Origin of the sequence: Nonomuraea sp. KM90, assembly GCF_052246675.1 — a bacterium.
Classification (GTDB): Bacteria; Actinomycetota; Actinomycetes; order Streptosporangiales; family Streptosporangiaceae; genus Nonomuraea.
Genome location: NZ_JBQQCB010000119.1, coordinates 1 through 25146 on the forward strand (window position 1 = coordinate 1; position 25146 = coordinate 25146).

Here is a 25146-nt window from a genome sequence, read left to right on the forward strand (position 1 = left end):
CCGGCCAGGTGGTGGGCGAGCAGGGACTGGCCGCAGGCGAGGCTGACCGCGCCGCCGATCTGCTTGGTGAGCATGGACCCGGCGGTGGCGGTGCCGATGTCGGTGCGGGGGACGCTGTTCTGGGCGACGATGCCGGCCCCGCCCATAGCAGGTCCGGCGCCCAGGCCGATGAGCAGCAGGCAGCAGGCGATCAGCGGGATCGGGGTGGCCGCGTCGAGAGTGAGGAAGGGGATGCTGCCGGCGGTCAGGAGCGTGGCGCCGAGCAGGAGCGCGGGCCTGGGCCGCCCGGTACGCATGATCAGCGCCGCGGTGAGCCGGTTGCTGATGACCATGCCGGCCAGCATCGGCAGCAGGAGCAGGCCGGAGGCGGTGGCGGTGTGGCCGCGTACCTGCTGGAAGTAGAGGGCCAGGAAGATGCCGGCGGGCAGGCCGGCGGCCTGGAAGAAGAACCCGGCCGCGGCGATCGCGGCATAGGCGCGGTGGCCGAACAGGCGTAGCGGCACGATCGGCACGGCGGCCCGCCGCTCGACGGCGACCAGGGCGGCCAGCAGCACGATCCCCGCCAGCAGGGGCCCGCCCACCATCGGGTCGCTCCAGTCCCGGAGCCGGCCGTGCTCACCGTACCCGTTGAGGGTGAGCCCCAGCAGCACGAGCGAGAGCCCGGCGGTGAGCAGCGCGATGCCCGCCAGGTCCAGGCGGACGGCGGCGGTGGCAGCGGGACGGACGCGGGGCAGCAGGGCGGCCAGGACGGCCGCGGCCACCAGGCCGAGGGGCAGGTTGAGCAGGAACGCCCAGCGCCAGCCCGCGTGGTCGGCGAGCACGCCACCCACCAGGGGGCCGCCGATCATGCCGGCGACGAGCATGACCGCCATGACGCTCTGCATGCGTACCATGCCGGCCATGCGGCTGGGCGGGTACAGGTCGCGCACCACCGACATGCCCACCGTGAGCAGCGCGCCGGCGCCCAGGCCCTGCAGGGCGCGGGCGGCGACCAGCAGCGTGATGGACGGGGCCGCGCCGCAGGCCAGCGATCCGGCCAGGAACACACCCAGGCCGATGAGCATGGGCCCGCGGCGGCCGTGCAGGTCGGAGAAACGGCCGTAGAGCGGGACGGTGACGGTGGAGGTCAGCAGGTAGGCGGTGACCACCCAGACATACCAGGTGTCGGTGCCGCCGAGCTGGGCGACGATCTTGGGCATCGCGGTGCCGGTCACGGTGCCGTCCAGCATGCCGAGGAAGGCGCAGCCGAGGGCGGCGGTGGCGATCAGGCGGCGGCGCCGGTCCGGCAGGAGCTCGTGGTCCGTGATCGCGGCGCTGTCGTCTCGCGCCGCGGTGGGAGGTTCGTGCGGGGCGCGCGGATCCGGCGCGGGTGTGTTCGTCATGCGGCTCAGCGTACGGAGTGAGCACTCACTCCGTCAATGGTGGAGTGAGTGCTCACTCCGTGACACGCTGGTCAGTCGCCAGGTTCTTCATGGCGTCGCACCCCCTCGTGAACCGCGGTCAGAATGTGGCGATCGGGTTGACCGGGCTGCCGGACGTACCGGCGAAGCGGACCGGCGCGACGGCGAGCTGGAAGTCCCACTGGCCGAGCTCGGCAGCCGTCGTCGCGCACGCCTCCAGGTCGCAGTTGTCGAGCATCCACAGACCCATCGCGACGAGGCTCACGGCGTGAACCGGCATCAACACGTCCTCGTACCCCGACGGCAGAACGTCCTGAGGGCTGTCGGCGCCGATCAGCGCGACCTCCCGTTCGTGCAGCCACGGCAGGCAGGACGCGTGCCAGCCGGCCTGCCTGAAACCGCCGGCCACACCGGTCTCGTGCCGGGCGCGGCCATGGCCGGTCCGCAGGAGTACCGCATCGCCGGATCGCACCCGCACACCCTGGCGCCGCTCGGCCTCCTCGAGATCGTCGGGAAACACACCCTGCCCCGGTTCCAACCACGGCACATCGCGGACCCTCGCGATGTCCAGCAGGACACCACGCGTGATGATCCCGTTCGCCGCCGCCGTGACGGCCCCCCACGCCGATCCCGTCTCGGCGTCGACCAACGAGTGCGACCGCCCGTTGTACATCGTGCCGTCCCAGAAGATGTGGCACGGCGAGTCGACGTGGGTGAGGGTGTTGCCGTGGAACGTGATGCCGAGCCGCTCGGTCGAAAAGCCCCAGTGCCGGTCGTTGCGGAATCCGGGCGCCGGCATGTTCTCGGCACCCGGCATGTCGGCGGCGCACGGGCACGTCGTCGTCGACCGCTCCATGTCTGCCGGTACGGCAACCTCCCATGCGCACGACACGCTCCTGCCGTGGCGTACGGCCCGCGCCGCCGCCAGCCGGACGTCGTCGGTGATGTGGTTGAGAGTGCCGAGCTCGTCGTCGTCGCCCCACCGTCCCCAGTTCGACAGCGTGTCGAAGTACCCGAGCACGTCGTCCTGTGCAGGCATCGCTCGCCCTGCCGTCATCCCGGCATCGACTCCTCCGGTCGCGTGGTTCGAGACACCGCGGGCAGGGTATCCCGCCCTCTCCGTTGACATGATCTCGCCGGAGCCGGAGAGACTCCAGCTGACGTTACGAGCGATTCGACGAGTTCCACACTCGTCCTCCGTATATCGAGCCGCAGCCGCCCGTCCCGTGTCCAGCCGAGAACCACCCCTCGCACCGGCTCCCCCTCGGCCGGCCACGCATCGGGTTCGAGCGGCGTGTCGGAGATGTACGAACGGTCCACGAATCCTCGATCCCCCGAGGGTGAGCGGATGATCAGACCGAACGGCTGGTGGCCGACTATCACGGCTTTCACCAGTGCGTATCTGGGATAAATGGTGGCTGGCGTTGTATCCATGTTCACCCACCCCCTGTCGCCAGCCAAAGGCGGAACAAATGACGCCGCCGCCCCGGCTCCGGATAATCCTCGTAAGCCGTTCGACCGTGCAGCACCACATGGTTGTTGAGGAACTGCATATCCCCCTCTCGCAAATCCATCGCCAGCGCGAAACGCGCATCATGCGTCAGCCGATCGAGCAGATCCATCACCTCCGCCTGCTCGCCCGTGAACGGCGGCACATCAGCACCCCGCTGTGCCGAACGGAGATAATCCGGCCCGTACGACATCGACACCCCACCATCGGCCCGCCGCACACAGATCGGCTTCGTGTAGAAGCTGTCCGGGCCGTCACCCGTACGCCGATCGTGCCACCACGGCCGATACAGCACCTCCGCGAGATCCGGCCGCAGCCGCACGATCTCGTTGTGCACCGCCACCGAACTCACGATGACACTCGAACCTCCCGCCCTCGCGGGCCGTACGCACAACAGCGCCACCACATCCGACGGATCGCTGTGGAAGCCCAGTCGCCCGCTGTGCTCGAAACTCCGCGTCCGAGCCCCCGCCGGATCGGCACCCGTGTCCCGCACGTGCATCAGCGGCTCCCGACCGGCGCCCTGCGGCACCACCTCACCCACGTGAGCGGCCAGCCCCACCGCCGCGACCTCGCGCTCCCGCTCGCTCATCTCCCCGACCGGCACCCCCTGCACCAGCGCGAACCCCCGCCCGCCCACCAGCTCCGCACGCACGCGCCGCAGCACCGGACCCAGCGTCGGCAACGCGAGCCCCTCCCCCGAACCCGCCCGGGGGCCCGCCGCCGCGGAACCTGTCACCCCGGCGCCCGCCGCCACCGGCTCGGCCGCCCCAGCAGCCCGGACGACGGCCCGGACGGTAGCGCGGACGGCGGCCAGCACCTCGCGCCGCTGCCCCTCGTCGAGCCGCACCTTCCAGGAGTCGCTGCCCCGGAGCTCGTCCGCCAGCCACTCCCCGGGACCCCGCACTCGCGCGACCATCGTCACGCCACCGCCCTCCCTGCCGACCGATCCTTCCGCCACCACCATCCCTTCTCCGACCGGCCGGGACACCCCGCCATCGCCCACGGCAGAACGCCTTCACCCACAGCGCAAACCCGGCCCCCACTGCTACCGCAAAGCCCGCCCCTGAACCCGGTCTCGACCGATCCGACCGCCGGCCGACTGCAAGGCGGGTACTGCACCTCATTGCGCGCAGGCGTGCCGTGCCGGTCGTCAGTCGTCGGCCGGGTTGAGCGCTTGAAATAAAACGATTGCTGACATGCCGAGCCCTTTACAAAGTAGATTTCTAAGGAGAGCCGATCAGCTGCATCAGTCGCCGCGCCTCCAGCACCAACCGGCTCGACCCCCTCCGCCCGGCCACGGCCGCCACCTCAGGCACGTCCACCCGCACCCCCGCGATCCTGGCCGCCCGCGTCCCTGTCGCCAGCAGGTCAGCCACTCCAGCCCGGGGCCGCTCCCCGTCCTTGGGGAGCAAGCCCGGCAGCACCCGTACGACCACCGCCCACACCGCCTCCTGCGCTCCCGCCTGCGTGGCGTCGTCGAGGACCGACAGCACGCGGTTGAGCTTCACGAACTCGGACTCGACCAGGTCCGTCACCGCCTCCCCCAGCGCCTGTGCCGGCACCTCGCCCCGGGCGGCCAGGGTGAGGAAGGCGTCGGTGGCGGCGGCGCGTTCGGCGGGGTTCGCGTGGCCCATGCCGCACGCCAGGGCGTACGCCGTCGCGGGGCCGAGCGGGCCGTCGCCGTGGGCCAGCGCCGCCAGTGCCTGCGTCTGCCGGTCGTTGGCGTCCATCGACGACGGCAGGTAGCAGGCCAGGTGCGCCGCCACGACCTCCCGGTGAGCGGGCATGACGAGCGGCCACCAAGTCAGCGTGTAGGTGTGCCCCGACCGCACCTCGAACAGGTCGCGGAGCTCCTCGTGCAGGCCGGCGGGCGAGGCGGGCGCCGCCGCCGACGGGCCGGGATAGGGGGCGGTGGCCACTGTGGCGGACACAGCGGCGGTGGTGGGCGCATCCGTTGGTGGGGCGGCGGAGGGGATGGCCGACGGGATGGTGGGCGGGGTGAATTCGGCGTGGAGGTCGTGCCAGACCGACCCGCCGTAGCCCTGGTGGCGGCGTACGGACACCGTCACGTCAGGGTCGGTCAGCCCGCCGGCCCGCATCCACGCCGCACACGCCCGTCCTGCCCCCGAGGTCAGCCGGCCGGCCCGCTCGATCTCCGACGGCGAGAAGTGGCGCGGTAGCCGCAGCAGGGCCTGGGCCAGGTCGGCGGGGAGGGCGGGGACCCCTTCGGCCTCCTGACGTTCCAGGCGGTCGAGGAGTGCGGACGGGTCGAGGTGGCCGGTGCCCGACGTGGGCGTGGCCAGCAGGACCGGGTAGCCGGTTCCCGTCTCGAAGGGGGTCACCAGTTCCAGGGCACGCCGTAAGTAGAGGCGGTCGAACGCGCCCGGGGCCGCCGGCCGCCGGCGCTTGTGTGCCCCGCGCGTCAGCGTTCCGCTGTGCTCGGGGGAGGCGAAGGCGAGGAAGGCGCGGTTGACGGCCTCGCGCAGTCCCTCGTGGATCTCGCTGCCGTAGTGGCCGTAGGTGTGCGGGTCGAACGGGTGCCACCACGGCCGCAGCGCTTCCCGAAGCGCGTCGGGTGCGCGGTGCGACCACTCCGCCAGGCCCGCCAGGAGGCGTTCGTAGGCGTACACGTCGGGTGATCGGCCGAAGGCCGCGAGCTCGCGGGCCAGCTCCTGCGGCGAGGTGACGGGCGGCGGCAGGGACGGGCCGCGTACGGCCGCCAGGGGCGTCGCGACGGGGGTGCGCGCTTCGGCGAGGCCGCCGCCGTACGCCGCCGAGACCTTCTCCCGCTGCTCCCCGTCCAGCTCCGCCGCCGCCTGCCTTACCGCCTCACGACCGGCCCGGCCCGCCTGCGGCGCCAGCTTGACCGCCAGCCGCACGGCCCGCTCCCGCAGCGCCGGCGTGTCCTGCGCGAAGATCATCGACACGGCCGCCAGCACGGCGTCCACCCGGCCCGCCTCGCGCAGCACCGCGTCACCGGCCCAGGACAGGGCCGCGCGTAGCAGCTTCTTCTCCGGCCGGAACGCCAGCGCCGCCACCGCCTCGGCGAACAGTTCCTCCTCCAGCCGGCCCGCCTCCTCCAGCCGCCGCAGCTGCGCCAGCGCCAGGTCGGCCACCGCGACCGGACCCGCGGGCAGGAGCCTGGCATAGTCCCTGGCGCGGGCGGCCGACTCGTCGATGTCGAGGTCGAGCCGGTCGTGCAGGCCCGCGAGCTCGACGCGCGCTCCGGGACCGTCGCGCAGCAGCCGCCCCACCAGCCCGTCGATGACGGCCGCGCGGTCGAGCAGGCCGTTCTCGACCAGGCGCACGACCACCTCGACCACCTGCCACAGGGCGGTCTGGGACAAGCCGTCGATCTCGAAGAGGCGCCGGCCGTACGCGGTGAAGAGCGGGTCGCCCTCGGCCGTCGACGGGCGCAGGGTCCGCAGCCAGCCGACCTTGAACGCGTCGTCGTCCGGCGGCTCGATGCCCGTCCCGCGTACGAGCTCCGCGGCCACCACCCAGTGCCGCAGCTCCGGCAGCCGCGACCGTGCCGCGATGCGGCGGGCCACGTCGGCCTGCCACGCCACCGGGCGCCGGCGCAGCAGCTCGAGGATCCGCCCGCTCTCCCCCTGGCTCCCCCACCGGAACTCCCGCCTGAACAGCCATGCCGTCACCGCCGCCGCGCCGCTCAGGCAGGCCGTGCCCGCCAGCAGCAGCGGGCTTACCTGGCCGGCCCACTCCATCCAGCTCGTGACGCGGAACTCGCGGGTGACGTAAGCGGGCAGCTCGGCCGCGACCGCCTTCCGGCCGGCCGCGTCCAGCTCGGTCGCGAACCGGATCGTGCCCGGCACGTCACCGGCCTTGACCAGCTTGAGCAGGTCCTGCCACGCGTTCACGCGCCCGCCTCCCGCCGGAGGCGGCGGGCCTTCGCCGGACCCGGCCCTCGCCGGGGTCTCCTCCCAGGGGGTCACCGCGGGCCCCCGAGCGTCAGGAGGACGTCTGAGAACACCGCCACCGCGTCAGTCATGGCCGGGACACTAACGGCCGCCCACGACAATTCTCGATCATCGAGAACGGCAAGTCCTCCGTGGAGACGGGCAGGGAGAGGCGGAACCACTGGTCGTACCCCATGGGGACGAAGCGCGGCTCCCGCAGGATGAGCAGTTCGGACGTCTGGGGCTTGGTCCTGGTGCTGTGCAGAGTCCCTCGTGCCATGAGGGGCTGCTCGTCGTGAGGGGGTGGCGCGGTGGACGGCCGGCGAGGCCGCCCACCGCACGATCAAAGAGAGGCCGGATCAGCGCCGTGGGGCCGGGCGTCACCGCCGCACGCTGCGCGGGCGCAGGTCCGTCCAGGTGGCGGCGACGTAGGCCAGGCAGGCGGCCCGGGTGTCGGGCCCGAAGCGCACCGACCAGCCCTCGGGCACGGCGGCGAAGGTGGGCCAGATGGAGTGCTGGTCCTCGTCGTTGGCCAGGACGAGGAACTCGCCGTCGGGGTCGTCGAAGGGGTTCATGGGTTCACTCCTGGAATCGGGCCGTGCCGATCTGGGCGATCGGTCCCGGCTGGGTCATGTCCTGGTGGCCCAGCCGGTATGGCATTGCCTTAGTTAGGCAAGCCTTGCCTAATTTGATCGCAAAGTCGGCATCTGTCAAGGAGCGCTTCGGTGCCACCGCCGGCCGCCACACCTCGCGAGCTCCGACCCCGGAAACTCGAACCGGCGTACGTCGATCCCCACGCGCTACCACGACAACCCGCTGCACCACGCGATGACCTCCGCCTTCGCGGCGCTGGTCGCGGGCGGCGGGACGGTGGCGGACGTCGGGTGCGGCCCCGGCCACGTCACCGCCCACCTGCACTCCCTCGGCGTGCGCGCCTTCGGGGTGGACCTGTCGCCGGAGATGGTCGCGCTGGCCCGGGCCACACATCCGGACCTGCGCTTCGAGGTGGGCCGGATGGAGTCGCTCGAGGTGGCGGACGCCGCGCTGGCCGGGGTGCTGGCCAACCACTCGATCATCCACACCCCGCCCGAGCTGCTCCCGGAGGCGTTCGCGGAGTTCCGCCGCGTGCTCGCGCCCGGCGGGCACCTGCTGCTCGGCTTTCCGGCCTGCGACGGCCGGGAAGGGCCGGCGCAGGCGTACGACCACGTGACCTACCGCGCCTACCGGCATTCGGCCGGCCGGGTGGCCGGGCTGCTGCTCGACCTGAGGCTCGACGAGGTCGCCCGGCTGGTGGTCGCCCCTGGCGAGGACGCCAGGCGGGGCTTCCCGCAGGTCTATCTCATCGCCCGCAGCCCGCTAATGGAATAAATGTGCCGTTAGCGTGTTATCTTACTAACGGGAAATCTGACCCGTTAATAGGATGGATGAGATCATGGAATATCGGCAGTTGGGCGCGTCCGGCCTCCAGGTCCCGGCACTGAGCTTCGGCGCGGGGACCTTCGGCGGGAAGGGCGAGCTGTTCGGCGCCTGGGGCAACACCGACGTGGCGGAGGCCAGGCGGCTGGTGGACGTGGCGCTCGACGCGGGGGTGACGATGTTCGACACCGCGGACGTCTACTCCGACGGCGCCTCGGAAGAGGTGCTCGGCCAGGCCGTCAAGGGGCGGCGCGACAGGGTGCTCATCTCGACCAAGGCCGGGCTGCCCGTGGCCGACGGCCCGAACGGGGCCGGCACCTCCCGGCCGCGGCTGATCAAGGCGGTGGACGACGCGCTGCGCCGGCTCGGCACCGACTACATCGACCTGTTCCAGTTGCACGCCTTCGACGCGGCCACGCCGATCGAGGAGGTGCTGTCCACCCTCGGCGACCTGGTCAGGGCGGGCAAGCTCCGGTACGTCGGCGTGTCCAACTTCTCCGGCTGGCAGCTCATGAAGTCGCTCGCGACGGCCGAGCGGTACGGCTACCCGCGTTACGTGGCCCACCAGGTCTACTACTCGCTGGTCGGCCGCGACTACGAGTGGGAGCTGATGCCCCTCGGCCGCGACCAGGGCGTCGGCGCGCTGGTGTGGAGCCCGCTCGGCTGGGGCCGCCTCACCGGCCGGATCCGGCGCGGCGTGCCGCTCCCCGAGGGCAGCCGGCTGCACCGCACGGCCGCCTTCGGCCCGCCCGTGGCCGACGAGCGCCTCTACACGGTGATGGACGCCCTCGACGAGATCGCCGCCGAGACCGGCAGGACGGTCCCGCAGATCGCGCTCAACTGGCTGCTCCAGCGGCCGACCGTCGCCTCGGTCATCGTCGGCGCGCGCAACGAGGAGCAGCTGCGCGACAACCTGGGCGCCGTCGGCTGGAACCTCACCGCCGGCCAGGTCGCCCGGCTCGACGCCGCCAGCACCGTCACGGCGGCCTATCCCTACTACCCGTACCGGAGCCAGGAGGGCTTCGCCCGGGTGAACCCGCCGATCGAGACGCTCATCGCGGCCCGGTAGCGGGGGCTGCGCTTCGCCGGCGGCAGGCCCGGCTCAGCTCCCCGTGAGCCGGGCCCGGTCCACCTTGCCGGTCTGGTTGCGCGGCACCGACGGCACGAACGCGACGTCGCGCGGCACCTTGAAGCCCGCCAGCTGCTCCTTCACCGCCCGCCGGAGCTCGTCGGCCGACAGCGTGACGCCGTCCTCGGCCACCACGTACGCCGCCAGCCGCTGTCCGTACTCCTCGTCGGGCACCCCCAGCACCGCCACGTCGGCCACGCCCGGCAGGCCGGACAGGAGGTTCTCCACCTCCTGCGGGAAGACGTTCTCGCCCCCGGAGACGATCATCTCGTCGTCGCGCCCGTCGATGAACAGCAGCCCGCGCCCGTCGCGGTGCCCGAGGTCGCCGGTGCTCATGAGGCCGTCCGCCCGGAACGTCAGCCCGCCGCCGACGAGCACCCGGCCCACCTGCCCGGCCGGCTGCTCGTGCCCGCCGGGGCCCTCGATCCGCACGGTGGTCCCGCGCGGCGGGCGGCCGACGGTGCCGGGGGCGGCGCGCAGGTCGGCGGGCGTGGCCAGGGCGGCCCAGCCGGCCTCCGTGGAGCCGTAGAGGTCGTGGAGCACGTCGCCGTAGGCGTCCATGAAGGCGGCGGCCAGGTCCGGCGGCAGCGCCGACCCGCCGGAGACCACGACCCGCAGGTGCGGCAGCCGCCGGGGCTTGCGCGCCAGCAGGCGTCTCAGCATCACCGGCACGGCCACCAGCGCCCCGGCGCGGTTCCGGTCGAGCGCGTCGAGGACGGCCTCCGGGTCGAAGCGGCGCATCAGCACGACCGGGCACCCGAGCACGAGCGCGACGGCGTACCAGAGCAGCCCGAGCCCGTGGAACAGCGGCGGCGCGATGAGTATCGGCTCCCCGCCGCGCACCGGCACGGTGGCCAGCATCGAGACGAACGGCTCGGCCGTCGCGGCCATGGACAGCCGCCGGGGCGCGCCCTTGGGCACGCCGGTCGTCCCGGACGTCAGCAGCACCAGCCGTCCGGGCCGCCGCGGCACCGGAGCGGCCCCGGACCCGCCTTCGCGCACCAACGAGTCCAGGTCGCCCGCCCGGGGGCCGTCGAAGTCGACCGCCGGCAGGCCGGGGGCGGCGATGAGCGCGTGCACGCCCTCGCGCCGCAGCACGTCACGCAGCCGCGGCCCCGCCAGCCCGGTGTTGAGCAGCAGCAGGTCGGCGCCCAGCCGGGACACGGCCGCGACCGCCTCGGCGAACCCGCGGTCGTTGGGCCACATGACCGCCACCGTCCGGCCGGGGCGCACGCCGAGCCGGCGGTGCAGGCCCGCCGCCAGCGCCGCCGCCCGGGCGTCGAGCTCGGCGAACGTCAGCGTCCCGTCCTCGTCCACCACGGCGGTGCGGTCCGGCCAGCGGGCCGCCGCCACGGCCAGCCCGGCGGCGGGGGTCACGTGGAAATGCCGGTACGCCTCCACCACCCGGGCGAGGGCGGCGGGGTGCACCGGTCCCAGCAGCCCGTTGCGGGTGAGCGCGACGGCGGCCTCGATCCCGAAGCCGCCCAGCTCGATCAGCCTTCCGATCATGGGCGTGTACGGCCTTTCTCGCGGGAGAACGTACGCGTACCCGTTCGGGCGCGTCTCCTATCTCCCCGGACGCCGGTAGGGGACCCCTATCCGCCACCCCAGAAAATCGCTTAATTCGGCGTTCATTCTGGATTCATCTGTTGTTTGTGTGCGAGACATGGAGCGAGCGCGGCGGCGCTGACCCGCCGACTGGCAACACCTCTCGCTACTGGAGGCGATCTCCCATGTCAACACCGGTGTCCCGTCGTTCGTTCCTCCGTCACAGCACCGCAGGGGGTCTGGGAATCGCTCTCGCGGGGAGCATCGAGGCCATCGCGGAGACCGGCACCGCCCGCGCCGCCACCCGCGCCCTGCACGGGTACGGCCCGCTGGTCCCCGATCCGGCCGGGCTGCTCAGCCTGCCCTCCGGGTTCTCGTACAAGGTCGTCGCCGAGGCGGGCGTGACGCTGCTGGACAGCGGCCAGCCCACTCCGAGCGACCCCGACGGCATGGCCTGGTTCGCCGGGCGCGGCGGGGGCGGGGCGCTGGTGTGCAACCACGAGATCATCCTCGAGGAGCCGTACGCCGTGCCCACCCTGCCCCGCCTCACCTACGACCCCGGCGCGCGCGGCGGCACCACCACCATCGAGCTCACCGCCGGCGGCGACCGCGTCAGGGAGTACGTCAGCCTCGCCGGCACGCTCAACAACTGCGCGGGCGGGCGCACCCCCTGGAACTCCTGGCTGACCTGCGAGGAGGCCGAATACCTGGCGACCGGACCGTTCCAGAAGGACCACGGCTACGTCTTCGAGGTGTACGCCTTCGACAACGAGGCCAACCTGGACCCCGTCCCGCTGAAGTTCTTCGGCCGCTACGCGCACGAGGCCGTCGCGGTGGACCCGCTCACCTACGCCGTCTACCTCACCGAGGACGCCGTGAGCCCTCACGGCCTCTACTACCGCTGGCTCCCCCCGCAGGGCTTCCGCGGCGGCACGGGCGCCTTACGCGCGCTGGCCCTGTCCCCCGGAGGCGACACCGCGGGTCGGCTGCAGGCGATGAGCTGCTACGAGGGCCGCCGGCACGTCGCCGACCTGTCGGAGGCCACCCGGCCGGGCACCACGTACCAGGTGCGCTGGGTGGACGTGCCCGACCGCGACGCCCGCACCACCTCGATCCGCCGCCAGCTCACCGACGACCAGGTGACCCGCGCCCACAAGCTGGAGGGCGCCTACTGGGGCGAGGGCGGGGCGTACTTCGTCTCCAGCTTCGCCCGCACCTCCGACGGCAGCACCCGCGAGCACGACGGCCAGGTGTGGTTCTACGACCCGCGCGCCCGCACGGCCACCCTCAAGACCATCTTCGGCGTCAACCCCGACCCCGCGAGCGGCTACGGCGGGCCCGACAACATCATGGTCTCGCCGCATGGCGGGCTGATCCTGGCCGAGGACGGCGAGGGCTACAACCACCTGGTGGGGGTGACGCGGGACGGCGTCCCGTACCTGCTGGCCCGCCACGAGGCCAGCGAGAGCGAGTTCGCCGGGCCCACTTTCAGCGGCGACGGCTCGATCCTGTTCGCCAACATCTACTCGCCCGGCCACGTCCTGGCCATCACCGGCCCCTGGCAGCGCACCTGAGCGCCCGCTCTCGGTGCTGGACGGCTCGCCGGCGGCCGTTCGCGTCGGTCGTGGGGCGGGGGCGGGGACAGCTCGCTCCACCGCGTCGGCTGCCGGCGTCCGCCGCCGGCGTTCGTCGTGGTGAGAGGTGGTGACGTGGCTCAGCGGAGCGCGGTGGTCTCCCTGACCCAGGGCAGCAGCAGGCGCTCGGCCAGCACCAGGGCGTAGAACAGCGCGATGCTCATGACGCCGAGCAGCGCGATGGCGGCGAACGCGAGCGCGGTGTCGGCACTGCCCCCGGCCTGGACGATCACGAAGCCGAGCCCCGCGTCGCCCGCGCTGAACTCGCCGATCACCGCGCCGATCGAGGCCAGCGGCATGGCCACCTTCAGCCCGACGAAGATCTGCGGCAACGCGCCCGGGAAGCGGATCTTCATGAACGTCTGCCACCGCGGGGTGTCCAGCGACATGGCCAGCTCCACCAGCTCCGGCGGTGTCGAGGACAACCCACTGGCCACCGACAGCACGATCGGGAAGAAGCACACCAGCAGCGCCATCACCACCTTGGGCTGCTGCCCGAAGCCCATCCACACCACCAGCAGCGGCGCCAGCGCCACCTTGGGGACGGCGTTGAAGGCCACCAGCAGCGGGTAGAACATTAGCTCCGCCACCCGCCAGGCCGCGATGGCGATGCCGATCACCAGCCCGCAGCACACCGACAGGGCGAAGCCGAGCGCCGTCTCGGCGAGCGTGATGGCGGCCTGTTCCAGCAGGTAGCCGGGGATCCGCCCGAAGGCGGCGAGCACGTCGGCGGGCGAGGGCAGGATGATCTCGGGGATCGCGAACGCCGAGACGACCAGGGCCCACGCGCCGGCCGCGACGACCACGCCCAGGGTGGACCAGCCGGCCGCGGTGACCGCGTCCCGGCGGCTCCTGTCCTCCTCCACCCCGGGTCAGCCCTTGGGGGCGAGGTCGAACGACACCACCGTCTCGGGTGCCACCTGGCCCTCGAAGGCCCCGGCCTCGCGCAGGACCGCGATCGCGCGGGTGACGCGGTCCCGGTCCATCGCGCCGACCTGCTCGGCGCCGGCCGGGCGCACGTACGGGGCCATCAGCGTCAGCTCGGCGGCGGCCGGTACGGCGTTCTGGGCCGGATGGTGCTTGACCAGGATCTCGGCCGCCTCCCGCGGATGCTCCACCGCGTACGCCAGCCCCTTGAGCAGCGCGCCGGTGAACCGCTTGACCAGGTCGGGCTTGTCCTTCACCAGGGTGGTGGAGGTGGTCAGGCCCAGGCCGTACATGTCGGTGATGACGTCGCCGAACGGCAGCACCTTCACCTCCTTGCCCTTGGCCGCGTTGCGCACGGTGGGCTGGCCGACCACGTACTGGCCGATGGCGTCCACCTGCCCCGAGGCGAGATTGGCGGGCAACTGCGCGGGCTCCAGGCTGACCCACTTGACCTTCGCCGGGTCCACCCCGGTGAGCTTGGCGTACGTGGGGAACATCATGGTGATCACCGACCCCGGCGCGTCCCCGACGGTCTTGCCCTCGAGGTCCTTCGGCCGGCCGATGCCGCCGTCGCCGAGCGCCATGAGGCCGGCGAGGGTCCGCTGGTGGATGGCCGCCACCGTGACGACGCCGGCCGTCTTGCCGCCGGCGGCGTTGATCAGCATGGCGGTGAAGTCGACGGGCGCGAAGTGGGCCCGGCCGCCGGCGACCGCGGCCAGGTTCTCACCGCTGCCCTGGCCGGGCTGCACGGTGACGTCCAGCCCGGCCTCCCGGAAATAGCCCTTGTCGAGGGCGACGTACGCGTACGCCTCGCGGCCGAAGGTGCCGAACGCGGTCAGGTAGGTGACCCGGTCGGCCGCCGGGCGGGCGGGCGACGCCTCCCGCGCCCCCGAGCCGCAGCCGGCGGGGAGGGAGAACGTCGCTACGAGGGCGGTGATCGTGATGACGCGCGGCAGTCGCCTCATGACACAGATCATGACTGACCATCCAAGGGGGTCAATATGAATGCGTGCCAACCTCTCAGCATCCGCGCGAACGTCGCCTACGATCGAGGACGATCCGAGTTCCCCGGGGCTTGCGGGAGGTCACCACGTGATCCGGCTGCGCGAGGTGTCCCAGGTGTTCCGTGGCCGCCGGGGGGCGGTGGAGGCGCTGCGCGAGGTCGATCTCGACGTGGCCGACGGGGAGTTCGTGGCCGTCGTGGGCCGTTCCGGCTGCGGCAAGTCCACGCTGCTGCGGCTGGTCGCGGGCCTGCTCACGGCCACGTCCGGGGAGGTGCGCGTCGGCGGGGAGCCGGTGGTCAGGCCGCGCCGCGACGTCGCCATCATGTTCCAGCGCCCGGCGCTGCTGCCGTGGCGCAGCGTGCTGGACAACGTGCTGCTGCCGGTCGAGGTGTTCGGCTGGCCGAGGGAGGAGCACCGGCGGCGGGCGTACGGGCTGCTGGAGATGGTGGGGCTGGAGGCGTTCGACCGGCGGCTGCCGCACGAGCTGTCGGGCGGGATGCAGCAGCGGGTGGCGCTGTGCCGGGCGCTGATCCAGCGGCCGCGCGTGATGCTGATGGACGAGCCGTTCTCCGCCCTCGACGCGCTGACGCGCGAGGAGCTGTCGATCGAGCTGCAGCAGATCCACATGGAGCACGCCGCCACGGTGGTCCTCGTGACGCATTCGATCGAGGAGGCGGTGCTGCTCGCCGACCGGGTCGTGGTGCTGACGCCGCATCCGGGGCGCGTCCTGACGGTGGTGGACGTGGCCGTGCCCCGGCCGCGCACGCTCGGGCGGAACGCGTACGCGGCCGACCTGGCGCGCTGCTCGGCGGAGCTGCACGAGGTGCTGGGGGCCCGGCGAGCCGCCGTGGATCCGTGATACCCGGTTGCCGGGCGCGGCCGGTTGCCCGAATCATGTGCTTGTGGTGCGGCTGGCTTTCGGTGTGGTGACGGGACGCGACCAGGACGTCTGGGACGCACGAGGACATCTGGTGACGGGCGAGTCCCTGGAGGGTGGCCCGAAGATCGATGCGGAGAGCCGTACGCGGAACCGTGCTGGGAGCGGCGCGGAGGCGGACCCGGTGGCGGGCGCGCCCGTCGCGGTCGGTCCGGCCGGCGCCGACCCGGCACCCGCCCTGGCCGCACTCACCCGGCTCCTCGCGACCGGCCCTCGGGCCGCCCACCCTGGCGCGGCGGAGGGCGGGGACGGGGTGACGGCGGCGGGGGCCGGGGTGGAGTTGTGCCCCGGTTTCGTGTCGGCCCGCCTGGACGGGGTGCGGGGTGACCGGCGCGACCAGCTCGGCCTGCTGGCGGCCGACGAACCGCTGCCGGGCTCGCTGCGCGGCCTCGCCCGCCACGGGGCGATCGCGCCCGCCCGCTCGATGGAGCTGGTGGCCCGCAGGATCCGCGCCGCGCTCGGCCGCCTGGCGCGCGCCTCGGACCCGATGCTCACGCACCAGGTCGCGCGGCACGCGGACACGGCGGTGCTCTGCTCCCTGGTGGTCGCGATCACGTCCTGGCCCCCGGAGCCGCCCGCTGAGACCACCGGCCGGCACCTCCCTCCTCCGTCGCCGCTCCGGTTCCTAGGCTGATCCCATGGACATCGCCTCGGCCCGCAAGCTCTGGGACGCCGACCCCGGCTGGCTCAACACCGCCTCCTACGGCCTGCCTCCGCGCCGCGCCTTCGAAGAACTCCAGGCGGTGCTGACCGAATGGCGGCACGGCAGCACCGACTGGAAACCGTGGGACGCCTCCGTGGGCCGTTCCCGGGTGGCCTTCGCCCGTCTCGTCGGCGCTCCGGTCTCCGACGTGAGCGTCGGGTCGACCGTCTCGCAGATCATGTCGGTCGTGGCCACCGCGCTCCCGCCGGGGGCCAAGGTCGTCGTGCCCGAGATCGAGTTCACCAGCAACCTGTTCCCGTGGGCCGTGGCCGCCGACGTCGAGACGGTGCCCGCCGACCGGCTGGCCGACGCCATCACCCGTGACACCGCGGCGGTGGCGTTCAGCCTGGTGCAGTCGGCCACCGGGTACGTGGCGCCGCGGGCCGACATCGTGGCCGCCGCCAGGGCTCATGACGTGCTGGTCATCGCCGACGGCTCCCAGGCGTGCGGGTGGCTGCCCGTCGATGTCGCGGGTCTCGACGTGCTGGCCTGCGCGGCGTACAAGTGGCTGATGGCGCCGCGCGGGGCCGCGTTCGGGTACCTGTCGCCGCGCCTGCGCGAGCGCATGCGCCCGCTGGCCGCCAACTGGTACGGCGGCGCCGACGAGGGCGGCTCCTACTACGGCCCGCCGCTGCGTCTGGCGGGCGACGCTCGGGCGTTCGACCTGTCGCCCGCGTGGTTCTCCTACGTCGGCGCCGCCCCCGCCATCGAGCTGCTCAACGAGCTCGGCGTCGCGCGCATCCGCGACCACGACGTCGCCCTGGCCAACCGCTTCCGTACGGGGCTCGGCCTGGAGCCGTCCGACACGGCCATCGTCTCGGTGGACGCGCCCGGCGAGCGGCTGGCGGCGGCCAGGATCCGGGCGGCGGTCCGGGCGGGCAAGGTACGCGCCAGCTTCCACGTCTACACCACCGAGGACGACGTCGACCGCGCCCTCGACGCCCTGACCTGACCCTTGGTCTCCTCGGGACCGCCGATGGCGCATCACAGGATCGCAACAGTGACGCCAGGTTGCCCTTGCGAACTTGACAGCGCAGCGTAACCGCCCGTCACGTTCCGTTGTCAAGGTCAGCGGCAAAACACCTCAGGGAGAACACTGGCCCCCTCCGCAACCAGAAAGGCTGTCCCGATGCGCCATCCGATCCGCATCACCACCGTCGCCCTCGCCGGGGCGTTCGCGCTGTCCGCGCTCGCCGCACCGGCGGTGGCGCACGTCCCGCACGACGTCAAGGGCACGGTTGACGTGCTCAACAACGCCAAGGTCTGCGTGCCGGGCCTGGACGCCGCAGGCATCGGGGTGCAGGTCCCCGTCGCCTCGCCGGAGTCCGCGAACTGCACGCAACAACGCTGACGGCCTGACCGCGGCCCGTCCCTGAGGACCGCGGCCACGCCCCGCGGCGCGGCGCTCCTGGCGCCCGGCCGGCATCCAGCACCAGGGCGCCGCGCCGCAACCCCCACCCCCTCCGCCCCACCCGATCGCACGCCCGCCGACCTCCCCCGGGCCGCCTCCGCCCGGCACGGTCCGCGTCACACGACGCACGGTGCCGGTCACGCCGGTTCCCCGCTTGGCGCGGGGCCGGCACCTCCGGGACCCGAGCCGCACGCGGCGGGCCCGGATCGTGGCCCTACGCTGGTCCGGGTGAACATCCGCCGCAGAACCCCCGAGGACGAGGCCGCCTGCGTGGCGGCGCTCGCCGAGGTCCAGCGCGCCGACCGCTATCCCGTGGACTGGCCGGACGACCCGTGGGGCTGGCTGGCTCCGGCCGGCCTGACGTCGGCCTGGATCGCGGTCGAGGCGGGACGCGTGCTCGGCCACGTGGGTCTCACCCGGGACGGGGAGATCGTCCGCCTGTTCGTCACCCCGCCGGCACGCGGGCGCGGCCTGGCGGCCCGGCTCCTCGACGCGGTTCGCGCCGCCGCGCGGGGGCCGCTGAAACTGGAGGTGTCCTCCGAGGGCGAGGCGGCCATCGCGTTCTACGAGCGGTCCGGCTGGCGCAGGGTCGGCAGCAGCCGCGCCCACTGGGTCAACGCGGCCGGCGAACCCGCCCTCGTACACCACTACGTGACCCCGTAGCCGCCGGGCCCGGCAGGCGTCCATCGACCGAGCCCGGCGGCATGCTCCCCGTCAGAGGCCGTAGCGGCTCTTCAGGTGGCGCCACCAGTCGCGGAACATCCACGCGTCGAACTCGGTGATCGACGACGCGCTGCCCGCCTTCATCAGGAAGCAGCACACCCCCGTGGGAGTCCAGTCGTAGAAGTCGTCCAGCCCGAACGAGTGGCCCATCTCGTGCAGCAGGATGTGCACGTTGTCGGTGTTGAGGTTGGACATGTAATACTCGCTGCCGATCCGCTGCCCCCAGTCACCGCCGGCGCCGCCGCCGAAGCCGGAGGTCAGCCAGAGCGACATGTCGTAGTGGTGCGACGCGCCGCCCGGGCAGTTGGGGTAGTTACCGCTCTGGTTGAAGAAGCGGCCGCACGGCTCGGCGCACTGGGGCGCGTTCTCGCGGATGTCGTTGACGTAGATGTCGACGGAGTTGTCGCTCCACTGGAGCTGGGCGCGGTCGCGTACGGCCCAGCCCACCACCTTCACCGGCACGCTGCTGTACGGCCAGCCGTTGTGGCCGACCATGAGGTCCATCCACTTCTTGAACTGGCGGGCCAGCGTGGCGTGGATCTGGTCGCGCTGAGCGGCGGTCACCGAGGCGCCGGAGTCCCAGCGCACGCAGTAGTTGATCGAGCCGCCGTTGGCCATGACCTGGTCCCAGCCGTAGTTGCGGAAGCCGTACAGGTTGGGGTACGTGCTCTCCTGGTGCTGCCAGACCTCGTTGAGCGGGGTGACGAGGTTGGCCGGCGGGTTCCAGCCCGTGCCGCCGCCCGGCGGGTCGGCGGCCCACGCCTTGACCTCCAGCAGCCCGACCGACGCCTGGCCGCTCTGCAGGACGGCGCGCAGCCGCGTGGTGCTCACGGCCGCCGAGAAGGTGATCTTGTTGTAGGCGTTGACGGAGACCGGGTAGGCGCCGGGGATGTCGGCGTACGCGCTGCCGGTCCAGCGCTGCAGCTTCCACGACGCCGGTACGCGAACGCCGCCGCCGTCGTCGAAGAAGTACACCTCGGCCGACTTGATCGTCTGGGCGGAGGTCCAGGTCAGCTCGGCCCACTGGGTGCCGGTGTCGGGCCAGGTGCCCCAGCGGCGGTTCACGGTGTCGTTGGAGCTCGGGGGGTCGATGCCGTCGTTGATCGCGGCGGTGGTCTCCCAGGGGGAGGTGTACGAGGCCGACGGGGTCGCGTTCCTGGCCACGTTCGTGTCGGCCAGGGCCGGTCGAAGGGGTAACAGGAACCCGCAGATGAGCAGGACGGGCAGGATGGCCAGGCGTCGGATGAGTGTCTTCACGCCGGTCCTCCGTTTCTGGTAGCGCTAACATCCGTGGGCCTCGAGAAGGGCGCGCTCCCTCAAGGCCCGGCTTGTCAGTTCCGGCTGTCCGTTCGCGCTGCCGCTCGTGTCGTCGCGCCGAGCCGCCGTACGCGCGACTTCGGCCGGGGCGGCCGAACTCGGGTGAGCCGTCGTTCCTGTCCGAGCCTTGATCGCACGCTCCCGGGTGGCCGTCAAACACACCGCCGTCGGGCTCTCACCGACCTGCGGGTTCCTGCTGAAACTTTCATCCCGGAACCCCCGCGGCCCGCATCGGTCCACCCCAGCTCACCCGCCCGCAGGGCCTCCTCCACCGAGGTCTCGTTCCAGCCGCTCAGCACGCTGACGCGCGTCACGCCCTCCAGCGCCGGGGCCGGCGTCCCGGACGCGGCCAGGTCGCCGCAGGCCACCTCGACCCCGGCGGCAGCCCGGCCGCCGCCGGGTTCCTGGTCAAGGAGCGTACGCGCGCGCCCCGCTCGACGAGCTGCGCCACGATCTGGCGGCCGACGGTCCCCGTGGCGCCGGTCACGAGAATCGTCATCCGTCTCTCCCTGTCCGTAGGTGTTTCCAGGTCTCGGACAGGAGGCGCTACACGGGGAACAGCACCCGCTAGGCGCCCGCCAGATAGCGCTGCAGCACCGGCCCGATGTCGCGTACGAGCGTCTCGACCTCGGCGTCCACCATCGGCGGGAACCGCAGGACGTACCGGGTCAGGGCCAGCCCCAGGAGCTGGGTGCTGGCCAGGCCGGCCCGGTAGGCGGCGTCGTCGGCCCCGGTCGCGCGGGCCACGAACGCGGCGATCTGCCGCTCGAACACCTCCCGCATGCGCTCGGCGGCCATGGGGTTCGTGCTGGCCGAGCGCAGCAGCAGGATCAGCACGTCGTCCGACAGATCGCCTTCCCAGCGCGCCAGGAAGTGGCGTACGAGCAGCTCGCCCAGCCGGTCCAGCGGCGGCCGCTCGACCTTGCCCAGCTGCAGGTCCACGTCCACGGCGGCGCTGAACAGCCCGGCCTTGCTGCCGTAGTAGCGCATGACCATCGACGGGTCCACGCCGACCAGCGACGCGACCGCCCGGATCGTCATGGCCTCGTAGCCCCGCTCGATGAGCAGCTTCCTGGCGGCGGCGAGGATGGAGGCCCGGGTCCCGGCGGATCTTTCGGTGAAAGGCATGACAACAAGTGTAGGCCAACACGCGTATGCATTCGACCGGGCGACATTTCCCGGTAACAAGCCGATAACACCCTCTTTCCCTCCCCCATGTGACCGATCACACTCAAGCAGTATCTGTGACCGGTCACATCAGGAGGCCGTACTGTCATGTGGAGGAAGAATGCCTGGTCGGCGGCGGCTCTGGCGGCGGCGATCATCGTGACCAGCACCCTGCCCGCGACCCCCGCACGGGCCGCGTCCCAGCTCGTCGTGGACCTCGCGACGCCCACCGGCCCGCTGCGCTACGGCGCCACCGGCTTCCTGTACGGGCTCGGCGACGAGGGCATCCCGAACGAGACCATGCTCGCCGCCCTGAAACCCCAGGTCACCGCCCAGAAGGCCCCCGACGGCCGGCAGCACCCGAACGGCGACGCGCTGAAGATCGCGCCGATGTTCAAGCGGGTCGGCGGCCGCGACATCCAGATCTACATGCAGGACATCTACCAGGAGTGGCCGTACGAGCGGCTCGGCCTGGCCGACTACCTGGCCAAGGTGGACACGATGACCAGGAAGGTCGTCGCCGACCCGTACCGGACCTCGTACGTCTACGTGCCCTTCAACGAGCCCGACCAGATCTGGTACGCCGGGAACCTGACCGCCTTCCTCAACGACTACAAGGCCGTCCACCAGCGCATCCGCTCCATCGACCCGGGCGCCCGCATCGCCGGCCCGAACTTCGCCTCCTACCGCTCGGCGGACCTGCGCGCGTTCCTGACGTTCGCCCGCGACAACGGCGTGCTGCCCGACGTCACCACCTGGCACGAGCTCGGGAACGACTTCTTCACCGGCTGGCACACCCACTACGCCGACTACCGGGCGATGGAGACGAGCCTCGGGATCGCGCCGCGTCCGATCACGATCAACGAGTACGGCCGCTCGTCCGGCGACCTGGGCGTGCCGGGGAACCTGGTGCAGTTCGTGGCGAGGTTCGAGAACAGCAAGGTCGACGGCTGCCTGGCGTACTGGACGACGGCCGGCGGGCTCAACGACCTGGTGACCAGGAACAACCAGGCGACCGGCGGGTGGTGGCTGTACAAGTGGTACGGCGAGCTGACCGGCACCACGGTCGCCGTGACCCCGCCCGCGCCCGGCGGCTCCCTGCAGGGCCTGGCCGCGTACGACCCGGCGCGGAAGCAGGCCCGGGTGATCTTCGGTGGCAACAACGCCGCCTCCGGCGTCTACGACACGGACCTCGTGGTCCGGGGCATCCCCGCCGCCCTGGGGAGCACGGTGCACGCCACGGTGTGGGGCGTGGACGACACCGGGCTGAACCCCTCCCCCGGCCCCTACCGGGTGACCGAGTCGGACTTCACCGCCTCCGGCGGGCAGATCACGATCCCGCTGACGGGGCTGAAGGGCTCCTCGGCGTACCACGTGATCGTGACGCCGGACAAGGACCTGTCGCCGGCGGGCCCCCGCTACGAGGCCGAGTACGCCGCCCTGTCCGGCTCGGCGCGCGTCACGTACGGGCCCAACACCGGCTACTCGGGCACGTCCTTCTCCGAGGGGTACGGCGCCAGCACCACCGCGAGCACGAACTTCGTGGTGACGGCGCCGAACGACGGCTACTACAACCTGGCCCTGAGGTACTCGGCGGGCCCGTACACCGGCGCCCCGGCCGCCCGCTCGGTGCGGCTGCGGCTCAACGGCTCCGACCTCACCGACGTCGCCCTGCCCGGCACCGCCGACTGGAATACCTGGAACACGGTCACCACGAAGGTGTTCCTGACGGCCGGCATCAACCGCGTGGACGTCGGCGCGTACGCCACCGACGACCGCGACGCGGTCAACCTCGACTACCTCGAGGTCACCCCCGCGACCGGCACCATCACCTCCTACCAGGCCGAATCCACCGCCAACACGCTCGGCGGCACCGCCCGCGTGGCCGCCAACGCCGCCGCGTCGGGCGGCGGCTACGTGGGTTACATCGGCGCGGGCGCGGCCAACACGCTGCGCTTCAACAACGTCACCGTCCCGGCCGCCGGCCGCTACCGCATGGTCGTCACCTACGCCAACGGGGAGCTCGGCGAGGGCGCGACCAACTACAACACCAACATCGTCGACCGCTACGCCGACATCTCGGTCAACGGCGGCGCCGCCCACCGGCACTACTTCCGCAACACGCTCGGCTGGTCGAACTACCGCACCACGGTCGTGGACGTGGTCCTGGCGGCGGGCGCGAACACGATCACGTTCGGCAACGCCTCCGCGGGCTACGCGCCGGACATCGACCGCATCCAGATCGCCGCACCCGTCGGGTGAGCACTGGGGGCCGGGCTACCACCCCTGCTTGGACATCCACTCCCGCACGTCCGCCGCGATGACGTGCGGGTGATCCTCCGGGGTGTGGTGCCCGGCGACCTCCTCGTGCGCCACGATCTCGAGGGAGGCGATGGTGGCCGCGCACCAGGCGACGGTCTCCGGCGTCCACATCGTGCCGGGACCGGGCCGGAAGTCGATCAGCAGCTTCGGCACCTCCACGCTGGCGGCCAGCCACCGGTCGAACGCCTCGATCCGGGCCACGACGTCGGCCGGCTCGCCGTCCAGCGGCATCGAGCGGGCCCAGCGCAGCAGCGGCAGCCGGCTCTCCCTGGTCGGGTACGGCCGCAGGTAGGCCGCCATGTCCGCGTCGGTCAGCGTCGGGACGGTGGCGGGCAGGCCTTCGCGGAGGAAGGCGTTGCCGTCCAGCATCATGGCCTCCCCGACCCCCTCGGTCTTGATGGCCCGGAACAGCTCGCGGCCGCCTTCGGGGAACTCCTCCCAGGTCATCGGCTTGACGACGGCCTCGGTGAAGGCGATGCCGCGCACCCGGCCGGGATGGCGGGAGGCCCAGTCGAAGGCCAGCGCGCCGCCCCAGTCGTGGCCGACGAGCAGCACGTCGTCCAGGTCGAGGGCGTCGAACCAGGCGTCCAGGTAGCGGGCGTGGTCGGCGAAGGTGTACGCGACGGCGGGCTTGCCGGACTCCCCCATGCCGATCAGGTCGGGAGCCAGTCGGCGGCCCCGGCCGATGGCGGGCATGACGTCGCGCCACAGGTGGGAGGAGGTCGGGTTGCCGTGCAGGAGGACGATCGGCGCGCCTTCGCCGAGCTCCCGGTAGGACATCGTGGAGTCGAGCACGTTCTGGATGGGCATGTTCATGGTCCTTTTCCGGTGTTGAGGTGCAGGGTTCGGTCCACCGCGATCTCGATCACGACCCGGCCGGGCGGATCGGGCGGCGGGGACAGGTAGCGCCGGGTGTAGCGGCGGGCGGCCTCGGCGATCCGGCGCGGATCGCGGGACACGGTGGCGGCGCCTTCGAGGGTGACCCAGCGGAAGCCCTCCACCTGGCAGAGCGCGGCCCGCCCGGGGACGGCCAGGTTGCGGGCCTTGCGCGAGGTGGCGACGGTCAGCATGCGGGCCAGCCCCGCGTCGCGGTCCCAGGTGAAGCGGACGGCGACCACGTGCGGGGAGCCGTCGGGGCGCAGCGTGGTGAGGGTGGCCACGCGCGGCTCGGCGAGGAAGGACTCCGCCGGGCCCGGCAGTGCGGTGGTCGTCGTCATCGGAAGGCCGCGACGTTGCGGGCGGCCCAGTCGGCGAACGTGCGCGGGGCGCGGCCGAGGATGCGCTCCACGTCCGGGCTGACCCGCCGCTCGGCCTCGGTGGGCGTGCCGAGGATGGCCAGGGTGCCCTCGACGACCGGCGCCGGCATGAACCGCGACATCTGCGTGCGGGCCTCCTCCTCGGTCTGCTCGACGAAGCGCACCTCCGCCCCGAGGGCGTCGCCGATGGCCGCGGCCCGCCGGCGCGGGGTGACCGGCTCGGGGCCGGTGAGCTCGTACGTACGCCCGGCGTGCCCGTCCTGCCGCAGCACCGCGGCCGCGACCTCGGCGATTTCGGCCGGGTCGATGACCGGCAGGGCGACGTCCCCGAACGGGGCGGCGGCCGTGCGGTGGGCGCGGATGGGCTCGGCCCAGACCAGGGCGTTGGAGTCGAAGCCGCCCGGCCGCAGGATCGTCCACTCCAGCCCCGATCCGCGCACGGCCTGCTCGAAGGCGACCGGGTGCCCATACGCGTGCGGCCTGGTGCCGGCGCCCTGGGAGGAGAGCAGGACGACGCGGCGGATCCCGCCCGCCACGGCTTCGTCCAGGACGGCGCGCGGGTCCTGACCGGCGACGAGCAGGAACAACGCATCGGCGCCGTCGAAGGCGGGCTTCAGGCTCGCGGGCTCGGCCAGGTCGCCGGCGCTGTGCCGGACGCCCTCGGGGAAGGGCGCGGTCCGGCGGGAAAGCGCGGTCACCTGCTCGCCCGCGGCGGCGAGCAGCCTCACCAGCTCGCCGCCGACCTGCCCGGTGGCACCCGTGACTACGATCATGGATTCGCTCCCATGGAGTTAGTTAGTTGACTGACTTAGTCCGGGACCA

Annotated in this window: 24 protein-coding genes; 9 read left to right on the forward strand and 15 right to left on the reverse strand. The window is 72.6% G+C overall.

Annotated elements, in window-relative coordinates; all coding sequences use genetic code 11:
- From ACTWPW_RS51875 to ACTWPW_RS51900, 6 genes are all read right to left on the reverse strand, one after another.
- The coding region (locus tag ACTWPW_RS51875; RefSeq protein WP_443173274.1) for an MFS transporter at positions 1-1382 on the reverse strand (1382 nt) is incomplete at its 3' end.
- Between the two features lie 118 nt (positions 1383-1500).
- Positions 1501-2439, reverse strand: coding sequence for a cyclase family protein (locus ACTWPW_RS51880; RefSeq protein WP_443173275.1), 939 nt, complete (start codon positions 2437-2439; stop codon positions 1501-1503).
- A gap of 397 nt (positions 2440-2836) precedes the next feature.
- On the reverse strand, positions 2837-3877 hold the full coding sequence (locus tag ACTWPW_RS51885; protein WP_443173276.1) for a TauD/TfdA family dioxygenase: 1041 nt from the start codon (positions 3875-3877) through the stop codon (positions 2837-2839).
- A 259-nt stretch (positions 3878-4136) separates the two neighbouring features.
- Positions 4137-6791 carry a DUF7825 domain-containing protein gene (locus ACTWPW_RS51890; RefSeq protein WP_443173277.1) on the reverse strand — a complete coding sequence of 885 codons (2655 nt, stop codon included), beginning with the start codon at positions 6789-6791 and terminating at the stop codon, positions 4137-4139.
- 127 nt (positions 6792-6918) lie between these two features.
- Positions 6919-7110, reverse strand: coding sequence for a hypothetical protein (locus tag ACTWPW_RS51895; protein WP_443173278.1), 192 nt, complete (start codon positions 7108-7110; stop codon positions 6919-6921).
- 100 nt (positions 7111-7210) lie between these two features.
- Positions 7211-7405, reverse strand: a complete 195-nt coding sequence (locus ACTWPW_RS51900) for an MbtH family protein (RefSeq protein ID WP_375112258.1) — start codon at positions 7403-7405, stop codon at positions 7211-7213.
- A gap of 253 nt (positions 7406-7658) precedes the next feature.
- Here ACTWPW_RS51900 and ACTWPW_RS51905 point away from each other — a divergent pair, with 253 nt between their 5' ends.
- Positions 7659-8198, forward strand: coding sequence for a class I SAM-dependent methyltransferase (locus tag ACTWPW_RS51905; protein WP_443173279.1), 540 nt, complete (start codon positions 7659-7661; stop codon positions 8196-8198).
- A 64-nt stretch (positions 8199-8262) separates the two neighbouring features.
- Complete coding sequence (locus tag ACTWPW_RS51910) at positions 8263-9315, forward strand: aldo/keto reductase (RefSeq protein ID WP_375112256.1); 1053 nt, start codon at positions 8263-8265, stop codon at positions 9313-9315.
- A 33-nt stretch (positions 9316-9348) separates the two neighbouring features.
- On the opposite strand, the gene ACTWPW_RS51915 is transcribed toward ACTWPW_RS51910, so the two are convergent.
- Positions 9349-10884, reverse strand: a complete 1536-nt coding sequence (locus ACTWPW_RS51915; protein WP_443173280.1) for an AMP-binding protein — start codon at positions 10882-10884, stop codon at positions 9349-9351.
- Between the two features lie 224 nt (positions 10885-11108).
- On the opposite strand from ACTWPW_RS51915, the gene ACTWPW_RS51920 reads away from it, so the two are divergent.
- Positions 11109-12497 carry an alkaline phosphatase PhoX gene (locus ACTWPW_RS51920; protein WP_443173281.1) on the forward strand — a complete coding sequence of 463 codons (1389 nt, stop codon included), beginning with the start codon at positions 11109-11111 and terminating at the stop codon, positions 12495-12497.
- Positions 12498-12637: 140 nt separating this feature from the next.
- Here the strand turns inward: ACTWPW_RS51920 and ACTWPW_RS51925 are convergent, their stop codons facing one another.
- Together ACTWPW_RS51925 and ACTWPW_RS51930 are read right to left on the reverse strand one after the other, a co-directional pair.
- Complete coding sequence (locus ACTWPW_RS51925; RefSeq protein ID WP_443173282.1) at positions 12638-13423, reverse strand: ABC transporter permease; 786 nt, start codon at positions 13421-13423, stop codon at positions 12638-12640.
- 6 nt (positions 13424-13429) lie between these two features.
- Positions 13430-14449, reverse strand: coding sequence for an ABC transporter substrate-binding protein (locus tag ACTWPW_RS51930; protein WP_443173283.1), 1020 nt, complete (start codon positions 14447-14449; stop codon positions 13430-13432).
- A gap of 127 nt (positions 14450-14576) precedes the next feature.
- Here ACTWPW_RS51930 and ACTWPW_RS51935 point away from each other — a divergent pair, with 127 nt between their 5' ends.
- The 5 genes from ACTWPW_RS51935 to ACTWPW_RS51955 all read left to right on the forward strand — a co-directional run bounded on the left by ACTWPW_RS51935 (position 14577) and on the right by ACTWPW_RS51955 (position 18202).
- Entirely contained in the window at positions 14577-15347 is a 771-nt protein-coding gene (locus ACTWPW_RS51935; protein WP_375112251.1) for an ABC transporter ATP-binding protein, read from the forward strand.
- Between the two features lie 43 nt (positions 15348-15390).
- A complete protein-coding gene (locus ACTWPW_RS51940; protein ID WP_443173284.1) occupies positions 15391-16059 on the forward strand; it encodes a hypothetical protein in 669 nt (222 codons plus the stop codon).
- Between the two features lie 4 nt (positions 16060-16063).
- A complete protein-coding gene (locus ACTWPW_RS51945) occupies positions 16064-17080 on the forward strand; it encodes an aminotransferase class V-fold PLP-dependent enzyme (RefSeq protein WP_443173285.1) in 1017 nt (338 codons plus the stop codon).
- A gap of 177 nt (positions 17081-17257) precedes the next feature.
- Positions 17258-17479, forward strand: a complete 222-nt coding sequence (locus tag ACTWPW_RS51950) for a hypothetical protein (RefSeq protein WP_443173286.1) — start codon at positions 17258-17260, stop codon at positions 17477-17479.
- A gap of 288 nt (positions 17480-17767) precedes the next feature.
- On the forward strand, positions 17768-18202 hold the full coding sequence (locus tag ACTWPW_RS51955) for a GNAT family N-acetyltransferase (RefSeq protein ID WP_443173287.1): 435 nt from the start codon (positions 17768-17770) through the stop codon (positions 18200-18202).
- Positions 18203-18253: 51 nt separating this feature from the next.
- Here the strand turns inward: ACTWPW_RS51955 and ACTWPW_RS51960 are convergent, their stop codons facing one another.
- The 3 genes from ACTWPW_RS51960 to ACTWPW_RS51970 all read right to left on the reverse strand — a co-directional run bounded on the left by ACTWPW_RS51960 (position 18254) and on the right by ACTWPW_RS51970 (position 20707).
- The gene (locus ACTWPW_RS51960; protein ID WP_443173288.1) at positions 18254-19519 is read right to left on the reverse strand and encodes a hypothetical protein; all 1266 of its coding nucleotides are present in this window, start codon (positions 19517-19519) and stop codon (positions 18254-18256) included.
- 370 nt (positions 19520-19889) lie between these two features.
- A complete protein-coding gene (locus ACTWPW_RS51965) occupies positions 19890-20078 on the reverse strand; it encodes an NmrA family NAD(P)-binding protein (protein WP_443173289.1) in 189 nt (62 codons plus the stop codon).
- A 68-nt stretch (positions 20079-20146) separates the two neighbouring features.
- Positions 20147-20707, reverse strand: a complete 561-nt coding sequence (locus ACTWPW_RS51970) for a TetR/AcrR family transcriptional regulator (RefSeq protein WP_375112244.1) — start codon at positions 20705-20707, stop codon at positions 20147-20149.
- A gap of 147 nt (positions 20708-20854) precedes the next feature.
- Here ACTWPW_RS51970 and ACTWPW_RS51975 point away from each other — a divergent pair, with 147 nt between their 5' ends.
- Complete coding sequence (locus ACTWPW_RS51975) at positions 20855-23008, forward strand: CBM35 domain-containing protein (RefSeq protein WP_443173290.1); 2154 nt, start codon at positions 20855-20857, stop codon at positions 23006-23008.
- Positions 23009-23023: 15 nt separating this feature from the next.
- Here the strand turns inward: ACTWPW_RS51975 and ACTWPW_RS51980 are convergent, their stop codons facing one another.
- Genes ACTWPW_RS51980 through ACTWPW_RS51990 form a run of 3 tightly spaced genes read right to left on the reverse strand, consistent with a single transcriptional unit; the run spans position 23024 to position 25097 of the window.
- Positions 23024-23878, reverse strand: coding sequence for a haloalkane dehalogenase (locus ACTWPW_RS51980; RefSeq protein WP_375112242.1), 855 nt, complete (start codon positions 23876-23878; stop codon positions 23024-23026).
- A 2-nt stretch (positions 23879-23880) separates the two neighbouring features.
- The gene (locus tag ACTWPW_RS51985) at positions 23881-24285 is read right to left on the reverse strand and encodes a pyridoxamine 5'-phosphate oxidase family protein (RefSeq protein ID WP_443173291.1); all 405 of its coding nucleotides are present in this window, start codon (positions 24283-24285) and stop codon (positions 23881-23883) included.
- Positions 24282-25097 carry an NAD(P)H-binding protein gene (locus tag ACTWPW_RS51990; protein ID WP_443173292.1) on the reverse strand — a complete coding sequence of 272 codons (816 nt, stop codon included), beginning with the start codon at positions 25095-25097 and terminating at the stop codon, positions 24282-24284. Before ACTWPW_RS51990 ends, ACTWPW_RS51985 begins: the two co-directional genes overlap by 4 nt.
- Positions 25098-25146: the final 49 nt, after the last annotated feature.